Below are 23,461 nucleotides of genomic sequence, written 5' to 3' on the forward strand. Positions count from 1 at the left end.
TCACGCCTCGTCAAGTTGGATCGCCCGCTGATCGACCGTCGATTTTGCCGGGGTTTCGCCACGCAGCGCCAGCGCAGAACGCACGTCCTGGCCGGAAGGCTGCTGGTAGAGCGCCAGCCCGAACTCCGGCAGCAGCGCGAACAGGTGGTCGAAGATGTCCGCCTGGATGCCTTCGTACTCGGCCCAATCCACCGTGGCGGTGAAGCAGTACAGCTCCAGCGGAACGCCCTGCGGACCGCTGGCCAGCTGGCGCACCATGCAGCTCAGCCGGTGGTGGATCTGCGGATGGCCATCCAGGTAAGCCTGCACGTAGGCGCGGAACGTGCCCAGGTTGGTCAGCCGCCGCCGATTCGCCGGCAGCCCGGCCGCATCGCCCAGCGCCTCGTTCCACTGCTCCACGTCGCGCTCCCTCGACGGCAGGTACTCGGCCAGCAGCTGCAGCCGCGACAGTCGACGGATTTCCCGCTGATCGAGGAAACGCACGCTGGCGGCATCCAGGTGCAGCGCACGCTTGATGCGCCGCCCGCCGATTTCCTGCATGCCGCGCCAGTTCTTGTACGAATCGGAGATCAGCCGCCAACTGGGGATGGTGGTGATCGTCTTGTCCCAGTTGCGCACCTTGACCGTGTGCAGCGCAATATCGATCACGTCGCCATCGGCGTTCAACTGCGGCATCTCGATCCAGTCGCCCACGCGCAGCATGTCGTTCGAGGACAGCTGCACGCCTGCCACGAAACCGAGGATGGTGTCCTTGAAAATCAGCATCAGCACCGCGGACATCGCGCCCACGCCCGACAGCAGCAGGCCGACCTGCTTGCCGGTGACGGCGGCGATGATGACCAGGCCGGCAACGATGAACAGGCCGATCTTGACCAGTTGCAGCAAGCCCTTGATCGGGCGCTGCTGGCCTCGCGGGGTCCGCTGGTACATGGACTCGCAGGCCGACAGCACGGCGCTGACCGCCATCACCACGCACAACACCACCAGCGCCGTCATCGCCTTGCCCAGCAGCGCTTCGACCCGCTGCGGCACGCCGGGGACCAGCACGATGCCGTACTGGATGATCAGCGCCGGCAGCGCGCGCGCCAGCCAGCGGAACGTGCCGTAACCGAGCAGCGCATCGTCCCAGCCGGTGGCGGTACGTCGCGCGATGCCGCCGATCAGCCGTCGCAGCAGGCGACGCAACAGTTGGCCAGCCAGCCAGGCCAGCGCCAGCAGCGCCAGCACGCCCAGCGTGGTCTGCATCCAGGAGAGGTCAAGCAGGTCTTGCAGTTGTTGCATCGGAGCGTCCTGTCGGCTCGTGGGTCGCACGCGGCAAAAAACACGCACGGATCGGGGCGGCATGGCGCGCGGAACACCGCGTCAATCGGGCAACATGGGGGCCGCGCGGCGACGAAACAACCGCCGGCGCCGCGCGCTACTGCGGCCGCACGCCTCGTTCAATGCGCACGCCCACCGACTTCGCGCCGCGCACCGCGCCGGGCTTGGACAACTTCAGCCGCACCCAGCTCACCCCGAATTCCTCGCGGATGATCGCTGCGCAGCGCTCGGCCAGGGTCTCGACCAGGCCGAAACTCGACGCGCCCACATAGTCGATCAGGCGCTTGGACACGTCCTTGTAGTTCAGCGTCAGCGCGATGTCGTCGCTGGCCGCCGGCAGCGTGTTGTCGAACGCCATCTCGATATCGAACGCCAGCGTCTGCCGCACGCGGCGCTCCCAGTCGTAGATGCCGATGACGGCATCGATGCGCAGGTCTTCGATGAAAACGATGTCCATGGAGATTTTCGGTGAGGCGAAGTGATACAGGGTCGGCGAGCGGGCGCGTGGATGCAAGCCGGCAAGCCGTCGGTTGACGCCGCGAACTCGTGGATATAGATTTAACTAATGTTTTAAATAGTGAAATACTTCATGGCCGTGGACCGTATCTTCGAGGCGCTCGCCTCCCGCCCCAGGCGGGAGATCCTGGCCTATCTGTCAGCACAGGAACTGAGCGCCGGTGAAATTGCCAGCCGCTTCGCGATGAGCGCGCCGGCCATCTCGCGGCACCTCTCGGTGCTGGAGGCCGCCGGACTGGTCGCCAGCGAACGCCGCGGCCAGTTCGTCGTCTACACGCTCAACAAGGACAGCCTGGTGAACACCCTCACCGGTTTCGCCTTCGAGATCTGCCCCTCGGCCGGCCCGCTGAAGCGAGAGTCGCGCAAGCTGGCGACGAAGAAGCAGGGCGGCTGAACCCGGCATAGCCCACGGAACCCATGACCATGCAGATCGAACGCGTCGCGTCCTTTCCCGGCACACGCATAGCTTCGCCCTCCGGCGGCCTGCCGGTGGAGGTTTCGCTGATCGCCCAGCTCGGCCACGGCACCGGCGACCAGCTGTTTGCCCAGGCGCTGGCGCGCCAGCGGGCGCATGCCGAGTTCATCGACGAATTGGATGAACCGTCGGCGCGCCTGGGCGCCTGCGATCTCTCGAAAGGCGACGCCACCGCGCTGTACTCGTTTACCGTTGGCGCGAAGGGCCACCCGTTCCATCGCCACGCCGGCCATCGGGTATTCACTGCGATTTCCGGCAGCGGCGGCGCGCAGTTGCGCTTTTCCACCGCCAGCCCGGCCGAGCTCGAGCGGGACCCGCATAACTTCATTCATGCCTTGCGGCACATCAACATTCCGCCGGACTGCCTGTTCACCGTGCGCTTTGGCGGGGATACCTGGCACCAGTTCGCGCCGCTGGCCGGCAACGCGCTGCATCCCGCGTTCTTTGCGCTGTCGTGCCACACCAACGAACTTGGCGGGGACTTGCCACCCGAACTGCGCGCCCAGGTATTGGCCAATGCGGCGAGCATTCCCGCGCTCACGGTGCTGCTGCCGGCGGCGGTCAGCGACCTGCTGCGCGAACTGCCCGCCGACCGCTTGCACGTGCCCACCACGCACCTGTCGCTGGATGCCGCGCCCGGTTCGCTGCGCGGTCTCCTTTGTCGATCCGTGCGATGCGCGGCCGGCCTGGTCCGCGGCGCATGGGCGGCGTGTCGGCCTGCCGGCGGGTTCCTGAGCAGGATCGGTGGCCGGCTGACGCTGATCGAACTGGATCGGCTGCCGGCCGGCTCGATGCTCGCCGAGCAATTGACCGACCGGTCGTCCCATCACCAGGACATGCTCCAGCTCACGCTGGAAGACACCGATGCGGCCGGGGCAACGCGCTTGCTGAGCCGCCTGCTGGACGGCTTCCTGCACCATCCGCCGCGCGGGGTTTCGCGGATGATGGCGCTGCGCAACCTGCTGGTGAAGCCGATCGGCCTGCGCACCTCGCCGCTGGGTTGCCCGGTGTCCTCGTTGCTGTCGCCGCGACGCGATCGTCTGTTTGACCAGCGCCATCCGGTGCTTGACCAGCGCGTCGACAGCGACGACCGGCGGGCGCAGGTAATTCTCGGCGCGGACGACAAGCACCTGGTCTTCCGCTCCTGCATTGGCGTGCAGCGACTTGACGGCCAACGGGTGATCATCACCATGGGCACCCGCGTGTATTGCAAGAACCTGTTTGGCCGTCTCTACGTGGCGGTGATCCAGCCTTTCCATCGCGCCTATGTCGCTCCGAGCATGTTGCGCATGGCCGCCGAGCATGCGTTCCCGCTGGACGCGGCGACCGTCGACCCGCAACGCGAATGGCTGCCGCTGGGCGGCGCCGCCGGCTGACGGTGATGTCTCGACCGGCCGTCCGGCCGAGGCAGGCCTGCGCCATAGATGCGATCATGGACGCATGACCGCCTTCAGCACGCTCCCGCTCAAACCCGCCCTGCTCGCTAGCGTTGAAACCCTCGGCTATGCCGAAATGACCCCGGTACAGGCACAAAGCCTGCCGCCGATGCTGGAGGGCCGCGACGTGATCGCGCAGGCACAGACCGGCAGCGGCAAGACCGCGGCGTTCGGCTTGAGCCTGCTGCAGTCGATCGACGCGGACGTCATCCGGCTGCAGGCGCTGGTGCTGTGCCCCACCCGCGAGCTGGCGGACCAGGTCAGCAAGGCGATCCGCAAGCTGGCCGCGAACATTCCCAACGTGAAGCTGCTGACCCTGTGCGGCGGCATGCCGCTGGGCCCGCAACTGGCTTCGCTCACGCACGACCCGCACATCGTGGTGGGCACGCCTGGCCGCGTGCAGGAACACCTGAAGCGGCAAAGCCTGCATGGCGGCGGGATCAAGGTGCTGGTGCTGGACGAGGCCGACCGCATGCTCGACATGGGCTTTTCCGAAGCCATCGACGACATCATCGGACGCATCGCGAAACATCATCAGACCTTGCTGTTCTCGGCCACGTATCCGGACGAGATCCGCGCAGTCAGCGAACGCGTGCAGCATGATCCGGTGGTGGTGACGGTGGATGCACCGGCTGACAAGCAGCCGGCGATCGAGCAGCGCTTCCACGAAGTGGAACCGGCGCAGAAACTGGACGCGCTGGCGCAACTTCTGGGCGGCGAGCGCAGCGAGCAGGCGCTGGTGTTCTGCAACATGCGCCGCGACGTGGATGCGGTGGCGCAGGAGCTCGACCGCCGCGGTTTCTCCGCGCTGGCCCTGCACGGCGACATGGAGCAGCGCGACCGCGACGAGGTGCTGGTGCGCTTCGCCAACCACAGCTGCGCGGTGCTGGTGGCCACCGACGTGGCGGCGCGCGGGCTGGACATCGTGGCGCTGCCGCTGGTGGTCAGCCATGACATCGCGCACGACCCGGAAACCCACACCCACCGCATCGGCCGCACCGGCCGCGCCGGCCAGGCCGGCCTGGCGATCACGCTGTGCACGCCGCGCGAGCGGCCGAAGGCGGCGAACATCGAGGAATTGACCGGCGTGCCGCTGCCATGGCGGCCGCTGAAGATCACGCCGCCGCGGGGCAAGACCCTGCACCTGGCGCCGATGAAGACCCTGGTGATCGACGCCGGTCGCCAGGACAAGCTGCGCCCCGGCGACATCCTGGGCGCGCTCACCGGCGACGCCGGGCTGGACGCGAAGGACATCGGCAAGATCGACGTGTTCGCCACCCGCGCCTACGTGGCGATCACCCGTGCCCTGGCCAACAAGGCGCTGGAACGGTTGCGCGCGGGCAAGATCAAGGGCCGCAATTTCCGCGTGCGGCCGTTAGGCTGAGCGCACCCATCACGCCGGACGTTTCCGCCATGCCACGCTGGTTCCACCGCACGCTCGCCCTCCTGCTGTTCGCCTCGATCGCGCCCGCCTGGGCCGCGATACCGGTTTACGGTTACAAAGTGGTGCACGCCTGGCCGCACGATACGGCCGCCTACACCGAAGGCCTGTTCTACAAGGACGGCCATCTGTACGAGAGCACCGGCCAGGTCGGCGAGTCGACCGTGCGCAAGGTGGAGCTGGAGACCGGCGAAGTGCTGCAGCGCCATCGCCTGCCCCGCCAGTATTTCGGCGAAGGCATCGTCGACTGGAAGGACCGCATGGTGCAGCTCACCTGGCAAAGCCAGACCGGCTTCGTCTACGACCTGGCTAGCCTCGCCCCGCGGAAGACCTTCAGCTACCCCGGCGAAGGCTGGGCGCTGACCCGCGACGACCGCCAGCTGTACATGAGCGACGGCACGGCGGAGCTGCGCGTGCTGGACCCGGAAACGCTGGCCGAGGTTCGCCGCATCCAGGTCACCGCCGATGGCGTGCCGGTCACCCATCTCAATGAGCTGGAATGGGTCGACGGCGAGATCTACGCCAACGTGTGGCTGACCGACCGCATCGCCCGCATCGATCCGGCCAGCGGCCACGTGGTGGGCTGGATCGACCTGTCCGGCCTGTTCGACATCAGCCAGCTGCCGAACCCGGTCGACGACGTGCTCAACGGAATCGCCTGGGATGCGGCGCGCAAGCGCCTGTTCGTCACCGGCAAGTGCTGGCCGCAGCTGTTCGAGATCCGGCTGGTGCGGCGCGCCGGCCAGTGAGCCGCCGAGCGCGAACGGCTAACGCCGCAGCCACGCCGCCGCGCCGCGCCCGGCCAGCAGGCCGCTGGCGAAGCAGGCGGTGAGCAGATAGCCGCCGGTGGGCGCTTCCCAGTCCAGCATCTCGCCGGCACAGAACACGCCGGGGCGATCGCGCAGCATCAGCGTGTCATCCAGTGCTTCCAGCCGCACGCCGCCGGCGGTGCTGATCGCCTCGGCCACCGGACGCGGTGCACGCAGGCGCAGCGGCAAGGCCTTGAGCCGCGCCGCCAGCGCCGGCGGATCGGCCAGCGTGGGCTTGTCCAGCAACTCGAACACCAGCGCGCTTTTGGCCGCGTCCAGTCCGGCGCGACGGCGCAGCCAGTCGCCGATGCTGTGCTTGCCGCGCGGCGCGGCGAGACGTTCGGCCAGCACCGCCGCGGTGTAGCCGGGCACCAGGTCCAGCGTCAGCAGGGCCTCGCCGTGTTCGCGGATCTGCTCGCGCAACTCGGCGCCGATCGCATAGACCAGGCTGCCCTCGATGCCGTACTCGCTGAACACGAATTCGCCCTGCCGCGAATGCGCGACGCCCTGTCGATCGACCCAGTGCGCCACCACCGGCTTCAACGGCGCGCCGGCGAAGCGGCTGAACAGGTGTTCGCTCCATGGAATCTCGAAACCGCAGTTCGCGGGTTGCAGGGGCGCGATGTCGATGCCCGCCTGCTGCAGCGGCGCCAGCCAGGCGCCGTCGGAACCCAGCTGCGGCCAACTTGCGCCGCCGAGTGCCAGGATCACCGCATCGGCCGGCACCACGCGCTGCCCCTGCGGCGTGGTGAAATGCAGGGCATCGTGCGCCTGCCAGCCCAGCCAGCGATGGTGCATGTGGAAGTTCACTCCGGCTTCGCGCAGCCGTCGCAACCAGCCGCGCAACAGCGGTGCGGCCTTCAGGTCATGCGGGAACACGCGGCCCGAGCTGCCCACGAAGGTCTCCACGCCCAACTCGCTGGCCCACGCACGCAGCGCGTCGGCGTCGAAAACCTCCAGCCAGCGCGCCAGCTCGTCGCGGCGCGCGCCGTAGCGTTCGACGAAACGGGCGCGGGGTTCGACGTGGGTCAGGTTGAGGCCGCCCTTGCCGGCCAGCAGGAATTTTCGACCGACCGAGCCTTTCGCGTCGTACAGGTCGACCGTTGCACCGGCGGCACACGCCGCCTCGGCCGCCATCAGTCCGGCCGGACCGCCGCCGATGATCGCCAGCCGGGCTGAAGTTTGCTGAGTCATCCGGGCATGGTCGCACGCTGCCCGGGCAAAAAGAATTCGCCTGCCGACGCCGCACCGCGCTGCGCGCATTTTTTGCTGAATTGAGCATGACCGGAAAAATCTCCGCGAATCCAGTTCCGGGAAAACACCGGCGGTCTCTTTCCGGTAATGACACCCAAGATATTGCGATTTCCATCGGATAATGGATCAAAAGCGCAATCTATTACGCAGATTGGCGGCTCGCAAAACCACGCCGGCCCAGATATCGCAGCATCCGGATAATCCAATGAAAATCCATGCTTGCTTCCAAATTGTCGCGCCTGGCGCCGCCAGGCCCGATCGTCACGTCGCCGCACAAACGGCCGTGCGTAGCCATTTTCCCGATTTTTCGACCGTGCCATGGCGCCAATCCCATTAACCGAAAGTAATTGCGATCTTTACCGGTGCATTAGTACCTGCAGCGATGTGACATGCATCACTCGGCATCCGAAAAAATCCTATTGACCGTTTCTCGAGACAAACCCTAACGTCCACCGATTCGCCAATGGGTCGATTGACGAACAGGCCCCGGCGACGTCATGCCATCAGGCATGGCGTCGGCTTGAATGAGAAAGGGAAATCCGTGCGCCACCCTGATCGGGTCACGGCAGGAAGGACGCAGTACGCGCGGGGTCGTAAGCCATCCACAAAGCCAAGGCGGCCGTGCCTGTTCGCGGCATTCCATGAGGTCCGCGCGACCCCGGGGGTTCGTGCGTCCTCGAAAAGCCCGGAAGTGCCTGTTCGGATGACTTGCGCCCGTTGCCGGGCCAGCGACGCAAGCCAGGTTTTGCAACGAGCCACGGAGTGCGTGGCATGCCCTCAGGTTCGACGGACAGCCGTGTCCGTCGCCTTCATCCACTGTTTGGGAATTCGTCCATGACAAACCACGCTGGTCTTCGAGGTATTGCGGCACCGAACTATCGCAAGGCCCTGCTGCCTGCGGCTCTTGCGCTGGCCATGATGTCGTTGTCGGCGCATGCCGCCGACAACTGGGTCGCCACGCGCACCGGCCCCGCGCTGCTGAACACCGCGGCACCCGCCGCCACGGCGTCCACGCTGAGCGCCCAGGCCAGCCAGGCCACGGCCCCGCGCTACAGCCTCAACATGACCGGCAACCCCAGCCTCGCCGGCATCATGGTCAGCCCGCTGGAGGCCAGCCAGCCGCTGCATGTCGCGGTGAGCCTCAAGTTGCGCCACGCCGATCAGCTCGACCAGTTCCTGCAGCAGCTCAACCAGCCCGGCAGCCCCGAGTACCACCAGTACCTCACGCCGGCCCAGTTCAAGGCCAGGTTCGCGCCGACCGATGCGCAGGTGCAGGCGGTGGTCGCCCATCTGCAGCAGAGCGGCTTCACCAACATCGAAGTGGCCGGCAACAACCAGCTGATCACCGCCGACGGCAACGCGCTCAACGTGACCAGCGCGTTCCGCACCAACATGAAGCGCTTCGAGTATCGGGGCAGGCCGCACTTCGCCAATGATTCCGTCGCTTCCGTGCCGCAGGCGCTGGGCAACATCGTCAACGCCGTGGTCGGCCTGCAGAACGTGGTCGTCAAGCACACCATGTTCCACAAGGCCACCCTGGTCACCGCCCAGACCCAGGCCGCCAGCGCGGTCGCCCACAGTCCGGCCGATTTCTCCGCGATCTATGGCGGCAGCAGCATGCCGGCCGCGACCAACACCACGGTCGGCGTGATCACCTGGGGCAAGATGACCCAGGTGATCACCGACCTGGGCAGCTTCACCAGCAGCGCCGGCCTGCCCACGGTCAACACGCAGACCGTCAACGTCGGCAGCGGCACGTTCTGGAACGACGCCGACTCCAACGTGGAATGGGCGCTGGACTCGCAGTCCATCATCGGCACCTCCGGCGGCGTGCAGAAGCTGATCTTCTACGCCGCGGTCAACGGCACCAACGACGGCTCGCTGACCGACGCCGGCATCAGCGCCGCGTACAACAAGGCGGTCACCGACAACGTCGCCAAGGTGGTGAACATCTCGCTCGGCGAAGACGAGACCGCCGCCAACAGCTCGGGCACGCTGGCCACGGACGACCAGATCTTCGCCCAGGCTGCCGCGCAGGGGCAGACGTTCTCGGCCTCGGCCGGTGACGAAGGTGCCTACGAATCGTACGGCGGCGACCTCTACAAGCACGGCACGACCACGCTGCTGTCGGGCGTCAGCCTCAGCAACTATTCGGTCAGCGAACCGGCGGTATCGCCCAACGTGATCGCCGTGGGCGGCACCACGCTTTCCACCAACGGTGCGGCCTGGTCCGGCGAGACCGTGTGGAACGAAGGGCTGTCGCAGGATGGCAACAACACGGCCGACGACCGCCTGTGGGCCACCGGCGGTGGCGTGAGCAAGTACGAAACGGCACCGGCCTGGCAGACCAGCGCCCTGGGCAGTTCGATCACCAAGCGCGTGCTGCCCGACGTGGCATTCGATGCGGCGCAGTCGACGGGGGCACTGATCTACGCCAACGGCAACCAGTACCAGGTCGGTGGCACCAGCCTGGCCTCGCCGATCTTCGTGGGCGCCTGGGCGCGCATCCAGTCGGCGAACGGCAACGCGCTGGGCTTTCCCGCCTCGAAGTTCTACGCCGCGTTCCCCGGCAACCCCTCGCTGCTGCATGACGTGACCTCGGGCAACAACGGTTACAACGGCTATGGCTACAACGCGGCCGCCGGCTGGGACTACACCACCGGTTTCGGCAGCTTCAACATGGGCGCGGTGAGCACCTATGCGCAGGCCAACTGGGGCGGCAGCACGCCACCGGCCAACAACCCGCCGGTGGCGAGCTTCGGCGACACCACCAGCGGCCTGACCGCCAGCTTCACCGACAGCTCCACCGACAGCGACGGCACGATTGCCTCGCACTCGTGGAACTTCGGCGACGGCGGCACCTCGACAGCGGCCAGCCCGAGCCACACCTACGCCGCCGCCGGCACCTATACCGTGTCGCTGACGGTCACCGACAACGACGGTGCCAGCAACACCAGCACGCAGTCCGTGACGGTGACAGCTGCCGGCGGCGGTGGCAACGTGCTGCAGAACGGTGTGGCGCTCACCGGCCAGGCCGCCGCCACCGGGGCACAGCTGGCCTACACCGTGGTGATTCCGGCCGGCGCGACCAACCTGGTCATCGCCGAATCCGGCGGCACCGGCGACGCGGATCTGTACACGAAGTTCGGTTCCGCGCCGACCCTGTCCAGCTATGACTGCCGTCCGTACGTCAGCGGCAACAGCGAAAGCTGCACGGTGGCCTCGCCCCAGGCAGGCACCTACTACGTGATGTTGAACGGCTATGCCGCGTTCTCCGGTGTCAGCATCAAGGCCACCTGGAGCACGGGCGGCGGCGGCAACGTGCTGCAGAACGGCACGCCGGTGACCGGCCTGCAGGCCACGAAGAGCAACGCGGTGAACTACACGATGGTGGTACCCGCTGGCGCCAGCAACCTCAAGTTCGCGATCTCCGGCGGCACCGGCGACGCCGACCTGTACGTGAAGCGTGGCTCGGCCCCCACCACCAGCAGCTACGACTGCCGCCCCTACGTGACCGGTAACAGCGAGACCTGCAACATCTCGCCGGCCACTGCAGGCACCTACTACGTCATGGTGCGGGCCTACAGCAGCTACAGCGGCGTCACGCTGACCGGCAGCTACACGCCGTAAGCGAGTGCAGAACCGGGAGCGCAAGGACGCGCCCCGCCCTTCAGACAGGAAGGCCCGGTCGGCGACGACCGGGCCTTCCCGCGTATGGACGTCCAGACGTCCATGGATCGCGCTGCCGAACACTCAGTCTCGCTGGAACACCGCCAGCTCGGGATGATGCAGACTGAAACCCTGCACCCGGTTCACGCCCAGCGCGGTCAGCGCCTGCACGGTCTCGGCGTCGGCCACCCATTCGGCGATCACTTCCAGGCCCAGCCGATGCCCGATGTCGGTCACCGCCTTGACCATCAGGTGACTGACCGGATCGGTGAGCATGTCGCGCACGAAGCTGCCGTCGATCTTGATGATGTCCAGCGGCAGGTTTTTCAGATAGGTGAACGAGGACATGCCCGCGCCGAAATCGTCCAGCGCGATGCGGCAACCGGCGCTGCGCAACAAGGCCATGCAGCGCACCACCTGGGACAGGTTGCGCACCGCCACGGTCTCGGTGATCTCGAAACACACCCGCGAAGGCTCCACCCGGTAGCGCTGCAGCAGTTCGATGATCCGGTCGACCAGGGCCGGGTCCTCGATGCTGGCGCCGGACAGGTTGATCGCCACCATGTCCAGCCGGTTGCCGGCCGGATGCAGCCGCTCGAAGTTGGCCAGGGTGGTCTCGATTACCCAGCGGTCGACCGACGGCATCAGGCCGTAACGCTCCGCCGCCGGCAGGAACACGCCGGGCACCACCAGCTGTCCGGACTCCTCGCGGAAGCGCAACAGCATCTCGATGCCGGGTTCGGCGCCGTCGCCCAGCGGCAGTGGCCACACTTCCTGGTAGGTGAGCTGCAGGCGATGTTCGTCGACGGCCCAGCGCAGGCGGTTGGCCCACTCCATCTCGCTGCGCCGGCGCACCGTCTGGTCGTCGCGCTCGGAGTAGAAGTGCACGCGATTGCGGCCGGACTCCTTGGCCACGTAGCAGGCGGTGTCGGCCTGGGTCAGCAGATCCTTGGCCGAGATGCCGGCCGGCTCGGCGACCACGCCGCCGATGCTGGCACTGATCGTGTAGCTGCGCTGCTCCCAGATGAACACGTAGCCGTCGATGCAGCGACGCACGCGTTCGGCGATGCGCTCCGCTTCCTGCGGGTCGGCCACCCGGGTCAGCAGCACCCCGAACTCGTCGCCGCCGAGGCGGGCCAGCACATCGGTGCCGCCCAGCTGCTTGCGCATCACGATCGAAAGCTGGGCCAGCAGCTGATCGCCGGCGAGATGACCCGAGGTGTCGTTGATCAGCTTGAACTGGTCGAGGTCGACGTACAGCAGCACGATGATCGGCGGGCCCGCCACGCCGGCCGCCAGCGATTCATGCAGGCGGCGCTCGAATTCGCGCCGGTTGTACAGGTCGGTCAGGGCGTCGTGGCTGGCCTGGTGGCTGAGCAGCTCGGTCAGCTGGCGCTGTTCGGTGATGTCGCTGGCCACCATCAGCAACTTGCCGACTCCGCCCAGCTCGATGCGCGAGATCGCCACGCTGGCCCAGAAGTGCGCGCCGGCCGTGTTGTGCAGGCGCGCCTCGATCCGGCTGCAGCCCCGGGTTTCGGCATCGCCCAGCTGCTGGCGCAGGATCTCGTCGTCGAACAGGTCGGGCAGGCGCTGCTCGGTGACCTGGTCACCGAGACGATCGCGCGAGGTGCGGTTCGCGTAGGTGATCCGGCCGCCATCGACTTCGGCCAGCAGCACCAGCGCGGGCAGCAGTTCGTTCAGTGCGCGGAAGCGCTCCTCGCTCTCGCGATAGCGCCGGCTCATCTGCCAGCCCAGCTCGAGCGCGCGTTGCCGCGTCCCCACGATGGAGTACACCAGCAGAGCCAGCAGCAGGCTCACCAGCAGGCCGCCGGGCAGGGTCGACTGGCGCCAGTCGATCGCGGGAGGGGTGGTGTCGCGTGGCTGCATCACCACGTCCCAGACCCGACCGCCGTAGGCCAGTCGACGCTCGAAACGATAGCCGCCGCGGACATCCGGCGTGCCGGGCATCGAGTCGAACAGCGGCAGCACGTGGCCGGCTTCCGTCACGTCGGCCAGCTGCAGCCGCAGGTCGCGTCGCACGTCATCCTGCAGGACGCTGTCGATCAGCTTGCTGACGCGGAAAGACACCGCGATCGAGCCGCGCATGCGCTGGTGCCGTTGGTCGAGCGATTGCGGCGGGTTGCCCGGGCTGAACACGGGCAGGCGCAGGGTGATGCCGTCCTCGGTACCGCTGGCGCCGCGCTGCTGTACCGGGCGAAACGGCGCGGACAGGGTGGCCTGGTCGCTGTCGCGCGAGGCCAGCAGGCCGGCCAGGTTGTTCGGCTGCGCTCCGACATCCAGGCCGATCACCGCGGCGTTCCCCATGGCAGGCTCGACCCACCGCGTCATGTAGCGTTCGCCCGCGTCATCCTGCTCGCGTTGCGCATAGGCCAGCGCCAGCAGGCTGGGAAACTGCTCGCGAGGGCGCAGGTTGGTGTAGAAATTCGCGAACTCGACCTGGGTCACCTGGTCCGACGCGAGAAACAGCGTCTGCACGGCGCGCAGCATCGCTTCGGCCGAATTCAGCTTGTCCTGCAGCGCCGCGAACGTCTTGTTGGCCAGTTCGCCCCGAACGAAGGACTGCTCGGCCAGGCGGCGTTGCTGCTGCTGATGGTGCACGGACAGCGCCAGGGCCAGTCCGCCCAGCAGGACCAGCAGGCTCCACAGCCACGCGCTGAGCCGCCATGGCGATGGCTTGGCCAGCGACAGCCGGGCGTCATGGCCTTCCCGCTGATCCGCCCGGGCCGGGTCAAGCTCGTCGCGATCCATGTTTTCTGGCAGTCCCCGCGCTCAGCGTCCGTTGGCCGCGATGGTACAAGAGCGGCATGTGCTCTGACCGTTACGAGCCGCACACGGATCAGCGTCGCTCGCGGGGTTTCGCACGGTGCGTCGGCGTGGCGGTCCACGGATCATCGGGCCAGGGGTGGCGCGGATAGCGGCCCTTCATTTCCTTCCTGACCTCGGGATAGGTGCGCTCCCAGAACCCCTTCAGGTCCTGGGTCACCTGGATCGGTCGTCCCGCCGGCGACAACAGGTGCAGGGTGACCGGCACGCGACCGCCGCCCACGCGCGGGGTGTCGGCCATGCCGAACAACTCCTGCAGCTTCACCGCCAGCACCGGCGGCCCGTCTTCGGTGTACTCCAGCCGGCGCTGCTGGCCGCTGGGCACCACCAGGCTTTCCGGCGCCTGCGCATCCAGCATGCTGCGCTGCTGGTGATCCAGACGCGACGCCAGCGCCTGGGACAGATCCTCCGGCCCCAGCGCATCGAGTCGATGACGCCCCGCCAGGCACGGCGCCAGCCAGTCCTCCAGTGTAGCCAGCAAGGCCACGCCGGAAACGTCCGGCAGGCCGAGCTCGGGCATCCACTGGCGCAGGGCCTGCATCCGTGCGCGCAGGCGCCGCGCGTGATCACTCCACGGCAAACTGTCGATGCCCCGCGCGCGCACGGCGGCGAGCAGCGCGGGCAAGGCGTCGGACGGTTTCACCGGCACGCTGTGACGTTCCAGCACGATCGCGCCGAAACGCGATTCGTCGAAGGCCTCGGCGGCACCGCGCTGCTCGTTCCAGCGCAGGCTGCGTTCGCGGCTGAAGCGGGCCGGGAAATCGCGCTCCAGCACGCGCGGGTCCAGCGGCGCTGCCGCCAGGATCAGGCTGTCGCGACTGTCGCGGCGCAACTCGATGACGACCAGCCACGGCTCGCCCAGCAAGGCGGTGTTCTCGTGCAGGCGCGCGCCGCGGCCATTGGCCAGCGTGTAGCGGGTGGGGTTGCTGTCATCGCGGCGCGCCACCCGGTCGGGAAAGGCGTGCAGCAGCAGGTCGCCGACACTGTGGCTGTGCGGCACGCCACTGGCGGCGCTGCGCACGTCGAGGCGACGACGCCAGCCCTTGCTGGCCTGCTCGATCGCCGCCAGCGCTCCGGCGTCCGCGTCGCGCGCGTGGACACCGCGACGGTCACGCCAGGCATGCAGCGCAGCGAGGCGCACACGCAGGTCATCGTTGCGCGCCTGTTCGCCGCGCATCGGCGAACGGGCATCCAGCAAGGCCAGCAGGTCGGCCACCAGCGCGTGCAACGGCGGCGGCGCATGCAGGGCGGCCGCCGCCATGCGCGGGCTGGCGCCGAGTTCGAGCATGCGCTTGCCCAACGCGGTGATGCGGCCATCGTCGCCGAGAGCACCCAGTTGCTGCAGCAGTTCGCGCGCCTGCGCCAGCGCGCCGGCCGGCGGCGGATCGAGCCAGGGCAGGTCGGCGTCGCTGCTGGCGGTGATGCCCCAGGCCGCCAGTTCCAGCGCCAGCGAGGACAGCTCGGCCTGGGCGATCTCCGCGCTGCGCGCCGGTTCCAGCCGGCGGCTCTGCGGCCACAGCCGATACGCCGTGCCTTCCGCCACGCGACCGGCGCGGCCGGCGCGCTGGTCGGCCGAGGCCTGCGAGATGCTCACCGTCTCCAGCCGGGTGAAGCCGGAGTTCGGATCGAAACGCGGCTCGCGCGCCAGGCCGCTGTCGACCACCGCACGAATGCCCGGCAAGGTGATGCTGGACTCGGCCACGTTGGTGGCCAGCACCACGCGGCGCAGGCCCGGCTCCGCCGGCGCCAGCGCTGCCTGCTGATCGATCAGCGAGAGTTCGCCATGCAGGGCCAGCACGTCGACGTCGTCGCGCGTCAGGGTCTGCGCCAGCACCGCCTGCACGCGGGCGATCTCGCGGCGGCCGGGCAGGAAGGCCAGCACGTCGCCGTCGTTTTCCTCCAGCGCCTGGCGCACCACCCGCGCCAGCTGGTGTTCGATCGCCTCCTGCGTGCGCGCCGGCGGATGTTCGATGCGCACCGCGAAGCTGCGGCCGGGGCTGGACAGCCGCGGCGCGTCCAGCCACTGGGCGATGCGCTCGCCATCCAGCGTGGCCGACATCAGCAGCAGGCGCAGCCCGGGCCGCAAGGTGCCCTGCAGGTCCAGCGTCAGCGCGGCGCCGAGATCACCGGCGAGATGGCGTTCGTGGAATTCGTCGAACACGATCGCGCCGATGCCCGCCAGCTCCGGGTCATGCTGGATCAGCCGGGTCAGGATGCCCTCGGTGACCACCTCGATGCGGGTGGCCGCGCTCACCTTCGACTCGAAGCGGATGCGGTAGCCGACGGTCTGCCCGACCTCCTCGCCCAGCTGCCGCGCCATGAACTGCGCGGCCGAGCGCGCCGCGATCCGGCGCGGCTCCAGCATCACGATCTTCTGCCCGGCCAGCCAGTCGGCGTCGAGCAGGGCCAGCGGCACCTGGGTGGTCTTGCCCGCGCCCGGCGGCGCTTCCAGCACCAGCCGCGGATGCGTCGCCAGCGCGGCGACGATCTGCGGCAGCAGCGGGGTGATCGGGAAATTCGGCGTGGATGCAGTCATCCACGCGAATGATAGTGGCTGCAGGCGGAGCAGGCCCGGCCTGCTCCGCGAGGGCGTGGCGTTATGGCGACTTCACCGGTGCACGGCAATCGGCCAAGCGCTTGCGCGCCAGCTCCAGGCCCTTCGCATCCTGCGCATGCTGGCGCGCCTCGATGACCACCTGCCAGTTGCGTTCGCACAGCTCGCCATGATGCGTGCCCTGCTGCCACGACTGGATCGCCAGGTTCTGCGCGTTCAGATAGTCGCCCTTGCCCAGCGCCAGTTCCGCATGCTGCTGCATCTGTTCGGGCCAGCTCGGCGCTGGTGGCGGTGGCGGTTGGGGCACAGCCGGCAGCGGCACGGTGGTGGCCGCTGCCGTGGGAACGAGTTCGCCCGACTTGCGCAGCGGGGTCAGCGATTCGAACTTGTTCTGGTAGTCGTCGGTGATCTGCTTGGCATCGGCGCCGCCGCGAATCACCCGCGGCGTGATCAGCACGATCAGCTCGGTGCGGTTGCGGCTGCGATTGGTGCTGCCGAACAACCGGCCCAGCACGGGGATGCGGTTGAGGCCGGGAATGCCGGTGTCGGTGTTGCCTTCGGCCTGCTCGATCAGGCCGCCCAGCAGCACGGTCTGGCCGCTCTGCACGGCCACCTGGGTGGCCAGCTTGCGCTGCGAGATCGCCGGGTTGCCATTGACCAGGGGCACCGAACGGTCGGCCTGGCTCACCTCCTGGCTGATGTTCATGTAGACCAGGCCGCCGGGATTGATCCGCGGCTGCACGTTGAGGATCACGCCGGTGTTGAGGTAGCTGACCTGGCTGTAGGTGCTGGCGTTGCCGATGCCGGTGTTCACGCTGGTCTGGTTGATCGGGATCTGGTTGCCCACCGCAATGCTGGCAGTCTGGTTGTTCATCACCACCATCGACGGCGCCGACAGCGTCTTGGTGTTGCCGCTGGTCTCCATCGCGCGCACGGCGACCTGCAGGTTGCTGTTGAGGAAGGAGTAGAAGAACGGTTCGCCACGAAACGCGTTGCCGCCCTGGCCCAGGCCGATCTGGCGATGGCGGTAGGGCTGGCCCGGCACGAGTACCGAGTTGCCGCTGTCGTCGCTGGTGGTGGTGCTGCCGGTGAGTCCTTCCAGATACCACTGCACGCCGAACTGGAATTCGCCGGTGAGGTTCACTTCCAGGATGCGCGTCTCGATCTGCACCTGCATCGGCACGTTGTCGAGCTTGCCGATGGCCGACTTGATCTCTTCCCACTGCGAGGGCCGCGCGCGCACCAGCAGCTGGTTGTTGCTGTCGACCGAACTGATCCGCACGCTGCCGTCGCTGGAGCTGTACTGCTGGTCACCGGCAGCGCCGTTGCCACCGGCGGCATTGCCGAAGCTGCTGCCCGAGGTGCTGCCGAAGCCGCCGCTGGTGCCGCTGCCGCCGGCATCGCGAGCGCTGCCCATGTTCAGGCCGCCATTGCTGTCGGTGCCATTGATGCCGCCGCCGATGCCGCCGTTGCGCGAGCCGTCCGCCGCATTGCCGAAGCCGCCGGCGGTGCTGCCCATGCTGGTGCCGCTGGCGTTCTCGGCGCTGCCCAGGGTGGCGCCGGTGAGGCCCGGGCCCACCTGGCCGCCGCTGTCGCCGGTGCCGCCGCCACCGGCGCCGTTGGTGTAGATGTTGGCCAGGTAGCGGGCCAGGTCCGAGGCCTTGATGTTGCGCACGTCGTAGACGAACAGCTGGGGCTCGTTGCCACCGCCACGATCGATGCGGGCGATCCAGTCGCCCACTTCGCGCAGGTAGTCGGGCTGGGTGCTGATCACCACCAGCGCGTTGGTGCGCTCGATCGGGATGAAGCGCAGCATGCCGGCCAGCGGGGTGTCGCCGTGCACGCCGAACATGCCATCCAGCTTGGGCATCAGGTCGCCGACCGTGGCGTACTGCAGGTTGAACACGCCCACCGACATGCCACGCAGCCAGTCGACGTCGAAGGTACGCACCATGCTCTGGTAGTTGGCCAGTTCCTGCGGCGTGCCCGACATCACCAGCAGGTTGCGCGCCGGGTCCGCCAGCAGGGTGGCGTCGGGCCGCGCGAACGGCTTGATCAGTTTCTGCATCTCGGTGGCCGAGATGTAGCGCAGCGGGAACAGCCGCGCCTGCAGCCCGCCCTGCGGCGCGGTGGCGCCCAGGCTGGGCACCAGGTTGCCGGCCACCGCATCCTTCTGCGGCATCACCACGTAGCCGCCGTCGCGATGCACCAGCGCGTTGCCGGTCCAGCCCAGCAGGGTCTCGAGGATCGGCAGTGCCTGGCCGACGTCGACCGGCTCGGAGGTGGAGAACGAGATGTTGCCCTGCACGCCGGGCACGATGGTGTAGTTCTGCTTCAGCAGGTCGCCGAGGATCGCCTTGACCACCGCCTGCACCGGCTGGTTCTCGAAGTTGAAGGTCACCGCGCCACTGCCGCTGGCCGCCGGCCTGGGCGTGGCCAGCGCGCCGGGATGGATGAACTGGCCGCTGCCGTGGCTGATCTCGGGGCTCGCCGTGGCCTCGCTGCCACTGGCCACGCTGGTGTTCAACGGCAGCGGCGCCGGCACCGGGTTCTGCGTGCCGGCCATCGCCTCGCGCTGCAGGGCGCCGTCGTCATGCGGCTGCGGCAGGCTGGCGCAACCGGCCACGCCGACCACGAAGGCGAGCGTGGCGGCGCGCAGGGTTTGCTGGGTGAGCGTGCGGAACATGGATCAACGTACTCCTTCGTTGGCCGCGGCAGCGCGGGCGGCCCGACGTTTCTGGATATTCTGGCGCAGGCGCTCGGCCGGCGATTCGCGCGACGATTCGGGCGTGGCGCGGTTGGGCATCGGCGGCACCGGCGGCGCGGAACGACTCGGCGCGGCACCTTCACCGGAGGCATTCCGATCGGCGCCGCGCGGCGGGTCGATCGGCGCGCCGGCCGGCAGCTTCAGTTCGGTGCGGCCGCCGGAGGCATCGAAGATGGCCGAGCGGGCGCGCACCTCGACCAGCTTCACGCTGCCGTCGGGCAGCGATTCGCCTTCGCGCAGGCGCACTTCGCGATCGGCCTGGCGATCGTGCAGCAAGGCCATGCGCAATGCTGGCGTGAGGATCACGCCGGTGAGTTCGAGGTCGCCGAGCTGGCTGCCGCCATCGGCCGCGGAAGCCGTCGGCTTGCGGTCGGGTGCGAACAGCGGCTTCTGCCAGACCAGGGCGAACTGCTGCAGCGGCAACGGCTGCGGCAGGTTGGCGGGATTGCCGGCCGGCGGCAGCGGCGCGCGCACGCGTGGCTCGTCCCAGTGCACGCCACGACCGACCCCCAGCAGCAGGGCCAGCAGCAGCGCCGCCAGCGCGATGGCGCCGAGCATCAGCCAGGGCGTGAGGCGACGCTGGGCGGCCGCGTTCATGGCGCGTCTCCCGGCGAAGTCGCCGGCGCGCCGGGCCATGCGGGCGCGACCCGCGCCGGCCGCACATAACCGGACAGGGTGAACTGCACTTCCAGCGGCACGGCACCACCCTGCTGCGCGGCCACCGGATTGCGATAGATGCTGAGGTCGTCGATGAACAGATACGGCGTGCCCTGCTCCAGCGCCTGCATCACCGCGGCCAGCGGCTCGATGTCGCAACTCAGGCTGATGCTCACCGCGGCCTTGCGATACGGTTCGCCGACGGCCGGCGCGGGACTGGGCAGCGGCATCTTCTGGCTCACCGTGCACGATCCGCTGCCGGCATGCGCCGCGACCACGTCGACCACGCGCTGCATCAGGTCCGCCGAAGCGGTGTTGGGATCATCCGCCGACAGGAACGCGCTGCTGGCCGCCTGGCCGGCACCGAGCGCGGCGATCCGCTGCAGCAACGCGGGCTTCTCGGCGATCGCGGCGGCGTAGCGGCTCTGCGTGTCGCGCAGGTCGGCCATCTCGCCACGGATCTGCTGCAGCGGCGCCACGAACCACCAGTGCAGCAACACGAAATAGGCCAGCAGCAGCGCGAGCAGCAGCAGGAGCACCGCCGCGATGCGGCTGTCACGCCGGTTCATCGCCGCCAGCTTCATGGCGTGCCCCCGGCGCTCGCGGCATTCGGCGCGGGCTTCGGCTGGTTGACCCGGGCGGTGAGGTAGAAGCGCTCCTTGCCGGTGGTGGGATCGGGCTGGATGCTGCCCTGGAAACTGGCGTCGGTGATCAGGCGCGAATCCTTCAAGGTGTCGAGCAGTTTCGCGGCCTGCTGGCTCTGCCCCTGGAAGCCGATCTGACCGGTGTTGTCCACGCTGAGGCGTTCCAGCCACGCGCTGTCGGGCAGGCGCGCGGTGGCGTCTTCGAGCACGCTGAGCATCGCCACGCTGTGCTTCTTGCGCTGGGCCAGGAAGCCGGCGGCGCCGGCGTTGTCCTGCAGTTGCTGGCGCAGCGCCGCCACCTGCTGCGCTTCGCCGCGCATGCCTTCGACGTCCGTGCGCATCTGCTCCAGCGCCAGCTGCCGGTTGTGCAGCCATTCGCCCAGCACGCAGCCCAGCAACACCACCACGGCCGCGGCCAGCAGCAGGTTGAGCCGGCGCCGCGGATGCGCGTGGCGCGGCACCTGCGCCGCCGGCAACAGGTTCACGCCGAGGCGGCCATGGCCATCGGCCACGTCCACCGCGTCCACACTGATCGACTGTGCCTGCAGACGCGCCAGCACGGGATCGAGGACGTCGCGGGTGACCACCACCAGTTCCGCGTTGAAGCGCCCGGGCGGCGCCGCCGTCGCCAGCTCGCGCACGGCGTGGTGCACCTGGGCCAGGTTGAACGGGGTCTGCCGGTCCATCTCGAAACCGGCCACCTGCATCAGGTTGTCGCGTGCCGCCAGCGGCAGGCTCAGGGTGCGCCGCAGCACCAGGGCGGACGGCAGCAACAGGGCCACGCGCAGATCCTCGCGATCGACGCGTTGCAGTGCATCGCGCAACGCCGCCGGCGGCTTGCCCGCGCCGTCGATGCCCGGCTCCGTTTCATCCCAGCTCGACAGCAGCCCGGCGTGACCGTTGCGGCGCAGATCCCAGCGGGCGCCGGCGCACTGCAGCAGGTACCAGTCGGCGCCGCTGCCGAAGGCGCCACGCCAGCGCGGCGGCAGCAGCGCGCGCAACTCGCCACCCCACCAGTGCAGGAAACCCGGCAACGGCGAGGCACGCCAACTGCGGCGTACGACATCGACCAGCGGCCGCAGTGACTGCGTTGCCGAACTCATTCCGCCTCCCCTTCCTGCCAGCGCAAGACGGCGTACGGTTGCGCCTGCCCCGCCTGCAGGCGAATCGTGGCGCGCAGGACCGCGCGCGTGCCGTCGGCCAGCGTAGCCTCGGACCGGATACTATGCGTTGTTCCGCTGCCCAGAACCAGCTGCGGGTCCTTCGCGTTCTGCTGCCGTGCAGCCTCGAGCTGCTGGCGCTGTTCCGGCGTCATTCCCGGGATCGCCGCCAGCGCCAGCGGCGGCGCGGTATTCGGATCGGGGCTGGAACTGCCCGACCAGATCGTCAGCGCCGGCGCCAGCAGCCGGTACAGCGAGGGCGTGACGCCCAGCACCATCTGCAACTCCTCGACGCTGGCGAACGGGCCGTGGCGTGGACCGTAGTTTCTCCCGGCCGCCAGATAGCCGGCCCGGGCGCTGGCGTCATCGCCCTCCACCGCCGGCAGGCTGCGCCAGTCGACCACCTGATCGACCAGCACCTGTGCCGGCGCAGGCTTCAAACCGGCCGCCTGGAACAGCGCCAGCAGTACCTCGGGCGAGGCCGCGTTGAGATCGACCTTGCCGCCTTCGTCGATCGCGCGCACGGTGATCGTCGCGTTGTCGTAGTGGAAGGTGTAGACCCGGCCATCGGCCATCCAGCGCTGCTTCGCCTGCGGGTCCTGCAGGGCATAGGCCGCGCGCATCAGGCCGGCCTCGGCCGCGTAGTGCGCCTGGGTCTGGGCAAACTGGTAACGCGCCTGCAGGCCCTCGGTGCGCGCCAGCGCGGCATAACCGCCGAGCAGGATCGCCAGCAGGGTGCACGCCCACAACACCAGCAGCAGCGCCACGCCGCGCTGACGCCCGAGCAGCTGCGGCGCCGCCCGCCTCATCGCAGGCTCCCGCCGCGCAGGCCCATGCGCACCAGTCCGGCCGGCGAGGCGTTCACCCGCAGCGGCACCTCGAGCTGCGGCCACTCGACGGTGCCGTTCACCTGCAGCTCGACCCGCACCAGTTGCGGCAGCACGCGGCCGTCGGCCCAGGTCGGCGACCACGCCACCGCGGCACCTTTCGAATCGACGCCGCGATAGCTGAAGCTGCCGCTGCTGACGTGGTCGACCAGCACCTGCGGATCGCCCAGCGCCTGCGGCGGCTGGCCATCGGGCGGCAGCAAGGCCAGGCTGAGTTCCAGCCGCTGGCCGCCGTGGTCGTCGTCGACCAGGCGCAGCTGCTGCAGTTGCGGGCCGAGCTTGCCCAGGTAACCGGGCAGCGGCGCCACGTAGCGCATCTCCCGGGCACTGCCGACGAAGTAGACCGGTTCGCCATGATCGGTGCGATCGATCGGCTGGGCCAGGCTCTGCGCCAGTTCGCGGCGCAGGAACTGCTGGGCCGAGCGCACCTGGTCCAGCCGCTCGATCGCCGCCGTGCCGGAGCGCACGCTGTGCGTGGCGGTGCGGATGCCCGAATACACGCCGACCAGCAACAAGGCCAGCAGCACCAGCGAGGCGAGCACTTCCAGCAGGGTGAAACCGGCCTGCCGTTTCATGGTCCGGCCTGCGCCTGGCCCGAGGCCAGTGGACCACCCAGCCGCAGGGTGCGGAAGTGGGCCGCCCGCGGATGGGCCTGCGGCCCCCACGAGACGGTGAGGTCGAGCTGGTACAGCTGCAGCGGCGCGCCCGGCACCACGGGGCCGCCGGTGTTCCACGGCCGTACGTCGAGCTGCCAGCGGTACTGCGTATCGAAGCGGCCGGAACGATTGCCCGGCTTCACCGCCTCGCCCACGAAGGCACTGTCCAGCAGGCTGCGCGCACGCATCGCCGCCTGGCTGTATTCCGCCGCGTTGTGGGTCAGGCCGATCGACGCGCCGGCCACCTTCATCAGGGCGGTGAACGCGATCGCCAGCAGCATGATCGCGGCGATCACTTCCAGCAGGCTGAAACCGCGTTGGCGCCGGGCATGGGGAATGGGGAATGGGGAACGGCAAAGGCGGGCAGCCGGC

Annotated in this window: 18 protein-coding genes; 5 read left to right on the forward strand and 13 right to left on the reverse strand. The window is 68.8% G+C overall.

Features of this window, described 5'->3' with window-relative positions; genetic code table 11:
• Both I6J77_RS16585 and folB read right to left on the reverse strand, forming a co-directional pair.
• Nucleotides 1-1,281 (reverse strand): mechanosensitive ion channel family protein, encoded by a 1,281-nt coding sequence (locus I6J77_RS16585; RefSeq protein WP_204109890.1) that lies wholly within the window; start codon nucleotides 1,279-1,281, stop codon nucleotides 1-3.
• Between the two features lie 136 nt (nucleotides 1,282-1,417).
• Nucleotides 1,418-1,777, reverse strand: a complete 360-nt coding sequence (gene folB / locus I6J77_RS16590; RefSeq protein WP_204109891.1) for a dihydroneopterin aldolase — start codon at nucleotides 1,775-1,777, stop codon at nucleotides 1,418-1,420.
• Nucleotides 1,778-1,909: 132 nt separating this feature from the next.
• On the opposite strand from folB, the gene I6J77_RS16595 reads away from it, so the two are divergent.
• From I6J77_RS16595 to I6J77_RS16610, 4 genes are all read left to right on the forward strand, one after another.
• The gene (locus tag I6J77_RS16595) at nucleotides 1,910-2,230 is read left to right on the forward strand and encodes a metalloregulator ArsR/SmtB family transcription factor (RefSeq protein ID WP_056715063.1); all 321 of its coding nucleotides are present in this window, start codon (nucleotides 1,910-1,912) and stop codon (nucleotides 2,228-2,230) included.
• A 29-nt stretch (nucleotides 2,231-2,259) separates the two neighbouring features.
• Nucleotides 2,260-3,687 (forward strand): DUF2867 domain-containing protein, encoded by a 1,428-nt coding sequence (locus I6J77_RS16600; RefSeq protein ID WP_239309067.1) that lies wholly within the window; start codon nucleotides 2,260-2,262, stop codon nucleotides 3,685-3,687.
• A gap of 64 nt (nucleotides 3,688-3,751) precedes the next feature.
• Nucleotides 3,752-5,131 (forward strand): ATP-dependent RNA helicase DbpA, encoded by a 1,380-nt coding sequence (gene dbpA, locus I6J77_RS16605; protein ID WP_204109893.1) that lies wholly within the window; start codon nucleotides 3,752-3,754, stop codon nucleotides 5,129-5,131.
• Between the two features lie 29 nt (nucleotides 5,132-5,160).
• A complete protein-coding gene (locus I6J77_RS16610) occupies nucleotides 5,161-5,937 on the forward strand; it encodes a glutaminyl-peptide cyclotransferase (protein WP_204109894.1) in 777 nt (258 codons plus the stop codon).
• Nucleotides 5,938-5,955: 18 nt separating this feature from the next.
• Here the strand turns inward: I6J77_RS16610 and I6J77_RS16615 are convergent, their stop codons facing one another.
• Entirely contained in the window at nucleotides 5,956-7,134 is a 1,179-nt protein-coding gene (locus I6J77_RS16615; RefSeq protein WP_239309303.1) for a TIGR03862 family flavoprotein, read from the reverse strand.
• A 53-nt stretch (nucleotides 7,135-7,187) separates the two neighbouring features.
• Nucleotides 7,188-7,571 (reverse strand): hypothetical protein, encoded by a 384-nt coding sequence (locus tag I6J77_RS16620; protein WP_204109896.1) that lies wholly within the window; start codon nucleotides 7,569-7,571, stop codon nucleotides 7,188-7,190.
• Nucleotides 7,572-8,085: 514 nt separating this feature from the next.
• On the opposite strand from I6J77_RS16620, the gene I6J77_RS16625 reads away from it, so the two are divergent.
• A complete protein-coding gene (locus I6J77_RS16625) occupies nucleotides 8,086-10,881 on the forward strand; it encodes a protease pro-enzyme activation domain-containing protein (protein WP_239309069.1) in 2,796 nt (931 codons plus the stop codon).
• Nucleotides 10,882-11,004: 123 nt separating this feature from the next.
• Here I6J77_RS16625 and I6J77_RS16630 read toward each other — a convergent pair whose 3' ends face one another.
• The 9 genes from I6J77_RS16630 to I6J77_RS16670 all read right to left on the reverse strand — a co-directional run bounded on the left by I6J77_RS16630 (nucleotide 11,005) and on the right by I6J77_RS16670 (nucleotide 23,385).
• Nucleotides 11,005-13,689, reverse strand: coding sequence for an EAL domain-containing protein (locus I6J77_RS16630; protein ID WP_204109897.1), 2,685 nt, complete (start codon nucleotides 13,687-13,689; stop codon nucleotides 11,005-11,007).
• Nucleotides 13,690-13,777: 88 nt separating this feature from the next.
• On the reverse strand, nucleotides 13,778-16,300 hold the full coding sequence (gene hrpB, locus I6J77_RS16635; RefSeq protein WP_204109898.1) for an ATP-dependent helicase HrpB: 2,523 nt from the start codon (nucleotides 16,298-16,300) through the stop codon (nucleotides 13,778-13,780).
• Between the two features lie 61 nt (nucleotides 16,301-16,361).
• The gene (gene gspD / locus I6J77_RS16640) at nucleotides 16,362-19,004 is read right to left on the reverse strand and encodes a type II secretion system secretin GspD (protein WP_204109899.1); all 2,643 of its coding nucleotides are present in this window, start codon (nucleotides 19,002-19,004) and stop codon (nucleotides 16,362-16,364) included.
• Nucleotides 19,005-19,007: 3 nt separating this feature from the next.
• Entirely contained in the window at nucleotides 19,008-19,682 is a 675-nt protein-coding gene (locus I6J77_RS16645) for a general secretion pathway protein GspN (protein ID WP_204109900.1), read from the reverse strand.
• Nucleotides 19,679-20,326: a type II secretion system protein GspM gene (gspM, locus tag I6J77_RS16650; RefSeq protein ID WP_204109901.1), complete on the reverse strand. Its 648-nt coding sequence runs from the start codon at nucleotides 20,324-20,326 to the stop codon at nucleotides 19,679-19,681. The genes I6J77_RS16645 and gspM overlap by 4 nt, the downstream gene beginning before the upstream one ends.
• Nucleotides 20,323-21,489: a PilN domain-containing protein gene (locus I6J77_RS16655; protein ID WP_204109902.1), complete on the reverse strand. Its 1,167-nt coding sequence runs from the start codon at nucleotides 21,487-21,489 to the stop codon at nucleotides 20,323-20,325. Before I6J77_RS16655 ends, gspM begins: the two co-directional genes overlap by 4 nt.
• On the reverse strand, nucleotides 21,486-22,355 hold the full coding sequence (locus I6J77_RS16660; RefSeq protein ID WP_204109903.1) for a general secretion pathway protein GspK: 870 nt from the start codon (nucleotides 22,353-22,355) through the stop codon (nucleotides 21,486-21,488). Before I6J77_RS16660 ends, I6J77_RS16655 begins: the two co-directional genes overlap by 4 nt.
• Entirely contained in the window at nucleotides 22,352-23,008 is a 657-nt protein-coding gene (locus I6J77_RS16665; protein WP_056715024.1) for a prepilin-type N-terminal cleavage/methylation domain-containing protein, read from the reverse strand. Before I6J77_RS16665 ends, I6J77_RS16660 begins: the two co-directional genes overlap by 4 nt.
• Nucleotides 23,005-23,385: a type II secretion system protein gene (locus tag I6J77_RS16670; protein WP_369334531.1), complete on the reverse strand. Its 381-nt coding sequence runs from the start codon at nucleotides 23,383-23,385 to the stop codon at nucleotides 23,005-23,007. The genes I6J77_RS16665 and I6J77_RS16670 overlap by 4 nt, the downstream gene beginning before the upstream one ends.
• Between the last annotated feature and the right edge of the window lie 76 nt (nucleotides 23,386-23,461).

Source organism: Rhodanobacter sp. FDAARGOS 1247 (genome assembly GCF_016889805.1).
Lineage (GTDB): Bacteria > Pseudomonadota > Gammaproteobacteria > Xanthomonadales > Rhodanobacteraceae > Rhodanobacter.

Coding starts and splice junctions, on each gene's coding strand:
- I6J77_RS16585 (WP_204109890.1), bottom strand. CDS start 1,281: ATGCAACAACTGCAAGACCTGCTTGACCTCTCCTGGATGCAGACCACG.
- folB (WP_204109891.1), bottom strand. CDS start 1,777: ATGGACATCGTTTTCATCGAAGACCTGCGCATCGATGCCGTCATCGGC.
- I6J77_RS16595 (WP_056715063.1), top strand. CDS start 1,910: ATGGCCGTGGACCGTATCTTCGAGGCGCTCGCCTCCCGCCCCAGGCGG.
- I6J77_RS16600 (WP_239309067.1), top strand. CDS start 2,260: ATGCAGATCGAACGCGTCGCGTCCTTTCCCGGCACACGCATAGCTTCG.
- dbpA (WP_204109893.1), top strand. CDS start 3,752: ATGACCGCCTTCAGCACGCTCCCGCTCAAACCCGCCCTGCTCGCTAGC.
- I6J77_RS16610 (WP_204109894.1), top strand. CDS start 5,161: ATGCCACGCTGGTTCCACCGCACGCTCGCCCTCCTGCTGTTCGCCTCG.
- I6J77_RS16615 (WP_239309303.1), bottom strand. CDS start 7,134: ATGGCGGCCGAGGCGGCGTGTGCCGCCGGTGCAACGGTCGACCTGTAC.
- I6J77_RS16620 (WP_204109896.1), bottom strand. CDS start 7,571: ATGGCACGGTCGAAAAATCGGGAAAATGGCTACGCACGGCCGTTTGTG.
- I6J77_RS16625 (WP_239309069.1), top strand. CDS start 8,086: ATGACAAACCACGCTGGTCTTCGAGGTATTGCGGCACCGAACTATCGC.
- I6J77_RS16630 (WP_204109897.1), bottom strand. CDS start 13,689: ATGGATCGCGACGAGCTTGACCCGGCCCGGGCGGATCAGCGGGAAGGC.
- hrpB (WP_204109898.1), bottom strand. CDS start 16,300: ATGACTGCATCCACGCCGAATTTCCCGATCACCCCGCTGCTGCCGCAG.
- gspD (WP_204109899.1), bottom strand. CDS start 19,004: ATGTTCCGCACGCTCACCCAGCAAACCCTGCGCGCCGCCACGCTCGCC.
- I6J77_RS16645 (WP_204109900.1), bottom strand. CDS start 19,682: ATGAACGCGGCCGCCCAGCGTCGCCTCACGCCCTGGCTGATGCTCGGC.
- gspM (WP_204109901.1), bottom strand. CDS start 20,326: ATGAAGCTGGCGGCGATGAACCGGCGTGACAGCCGCATCGCGGCGGTG.
- I6J77_RS16655 (WP_204109902.1), bottom strand. CDS start 21,489: ATGAGTTCGGCAACGCAGTCACTGCGGCCGCTGGTCGATGTCGTACGC.
- I6J77_RS16660 (WP_204109903.1), bottom strand. CDS start 22,355: ATGAGGCGGGCGGCGCCGCAGCTGCTCGGGCGTCAGCGCGGCGTGGCG.
- I6J77_RS16665 (WP_056715024.1), bottom strand. CDS start 23,008: ATGAAACGGCAGGCCGGTTTCACCCTGCTGGAAGTGCTCGCCTCGCTG.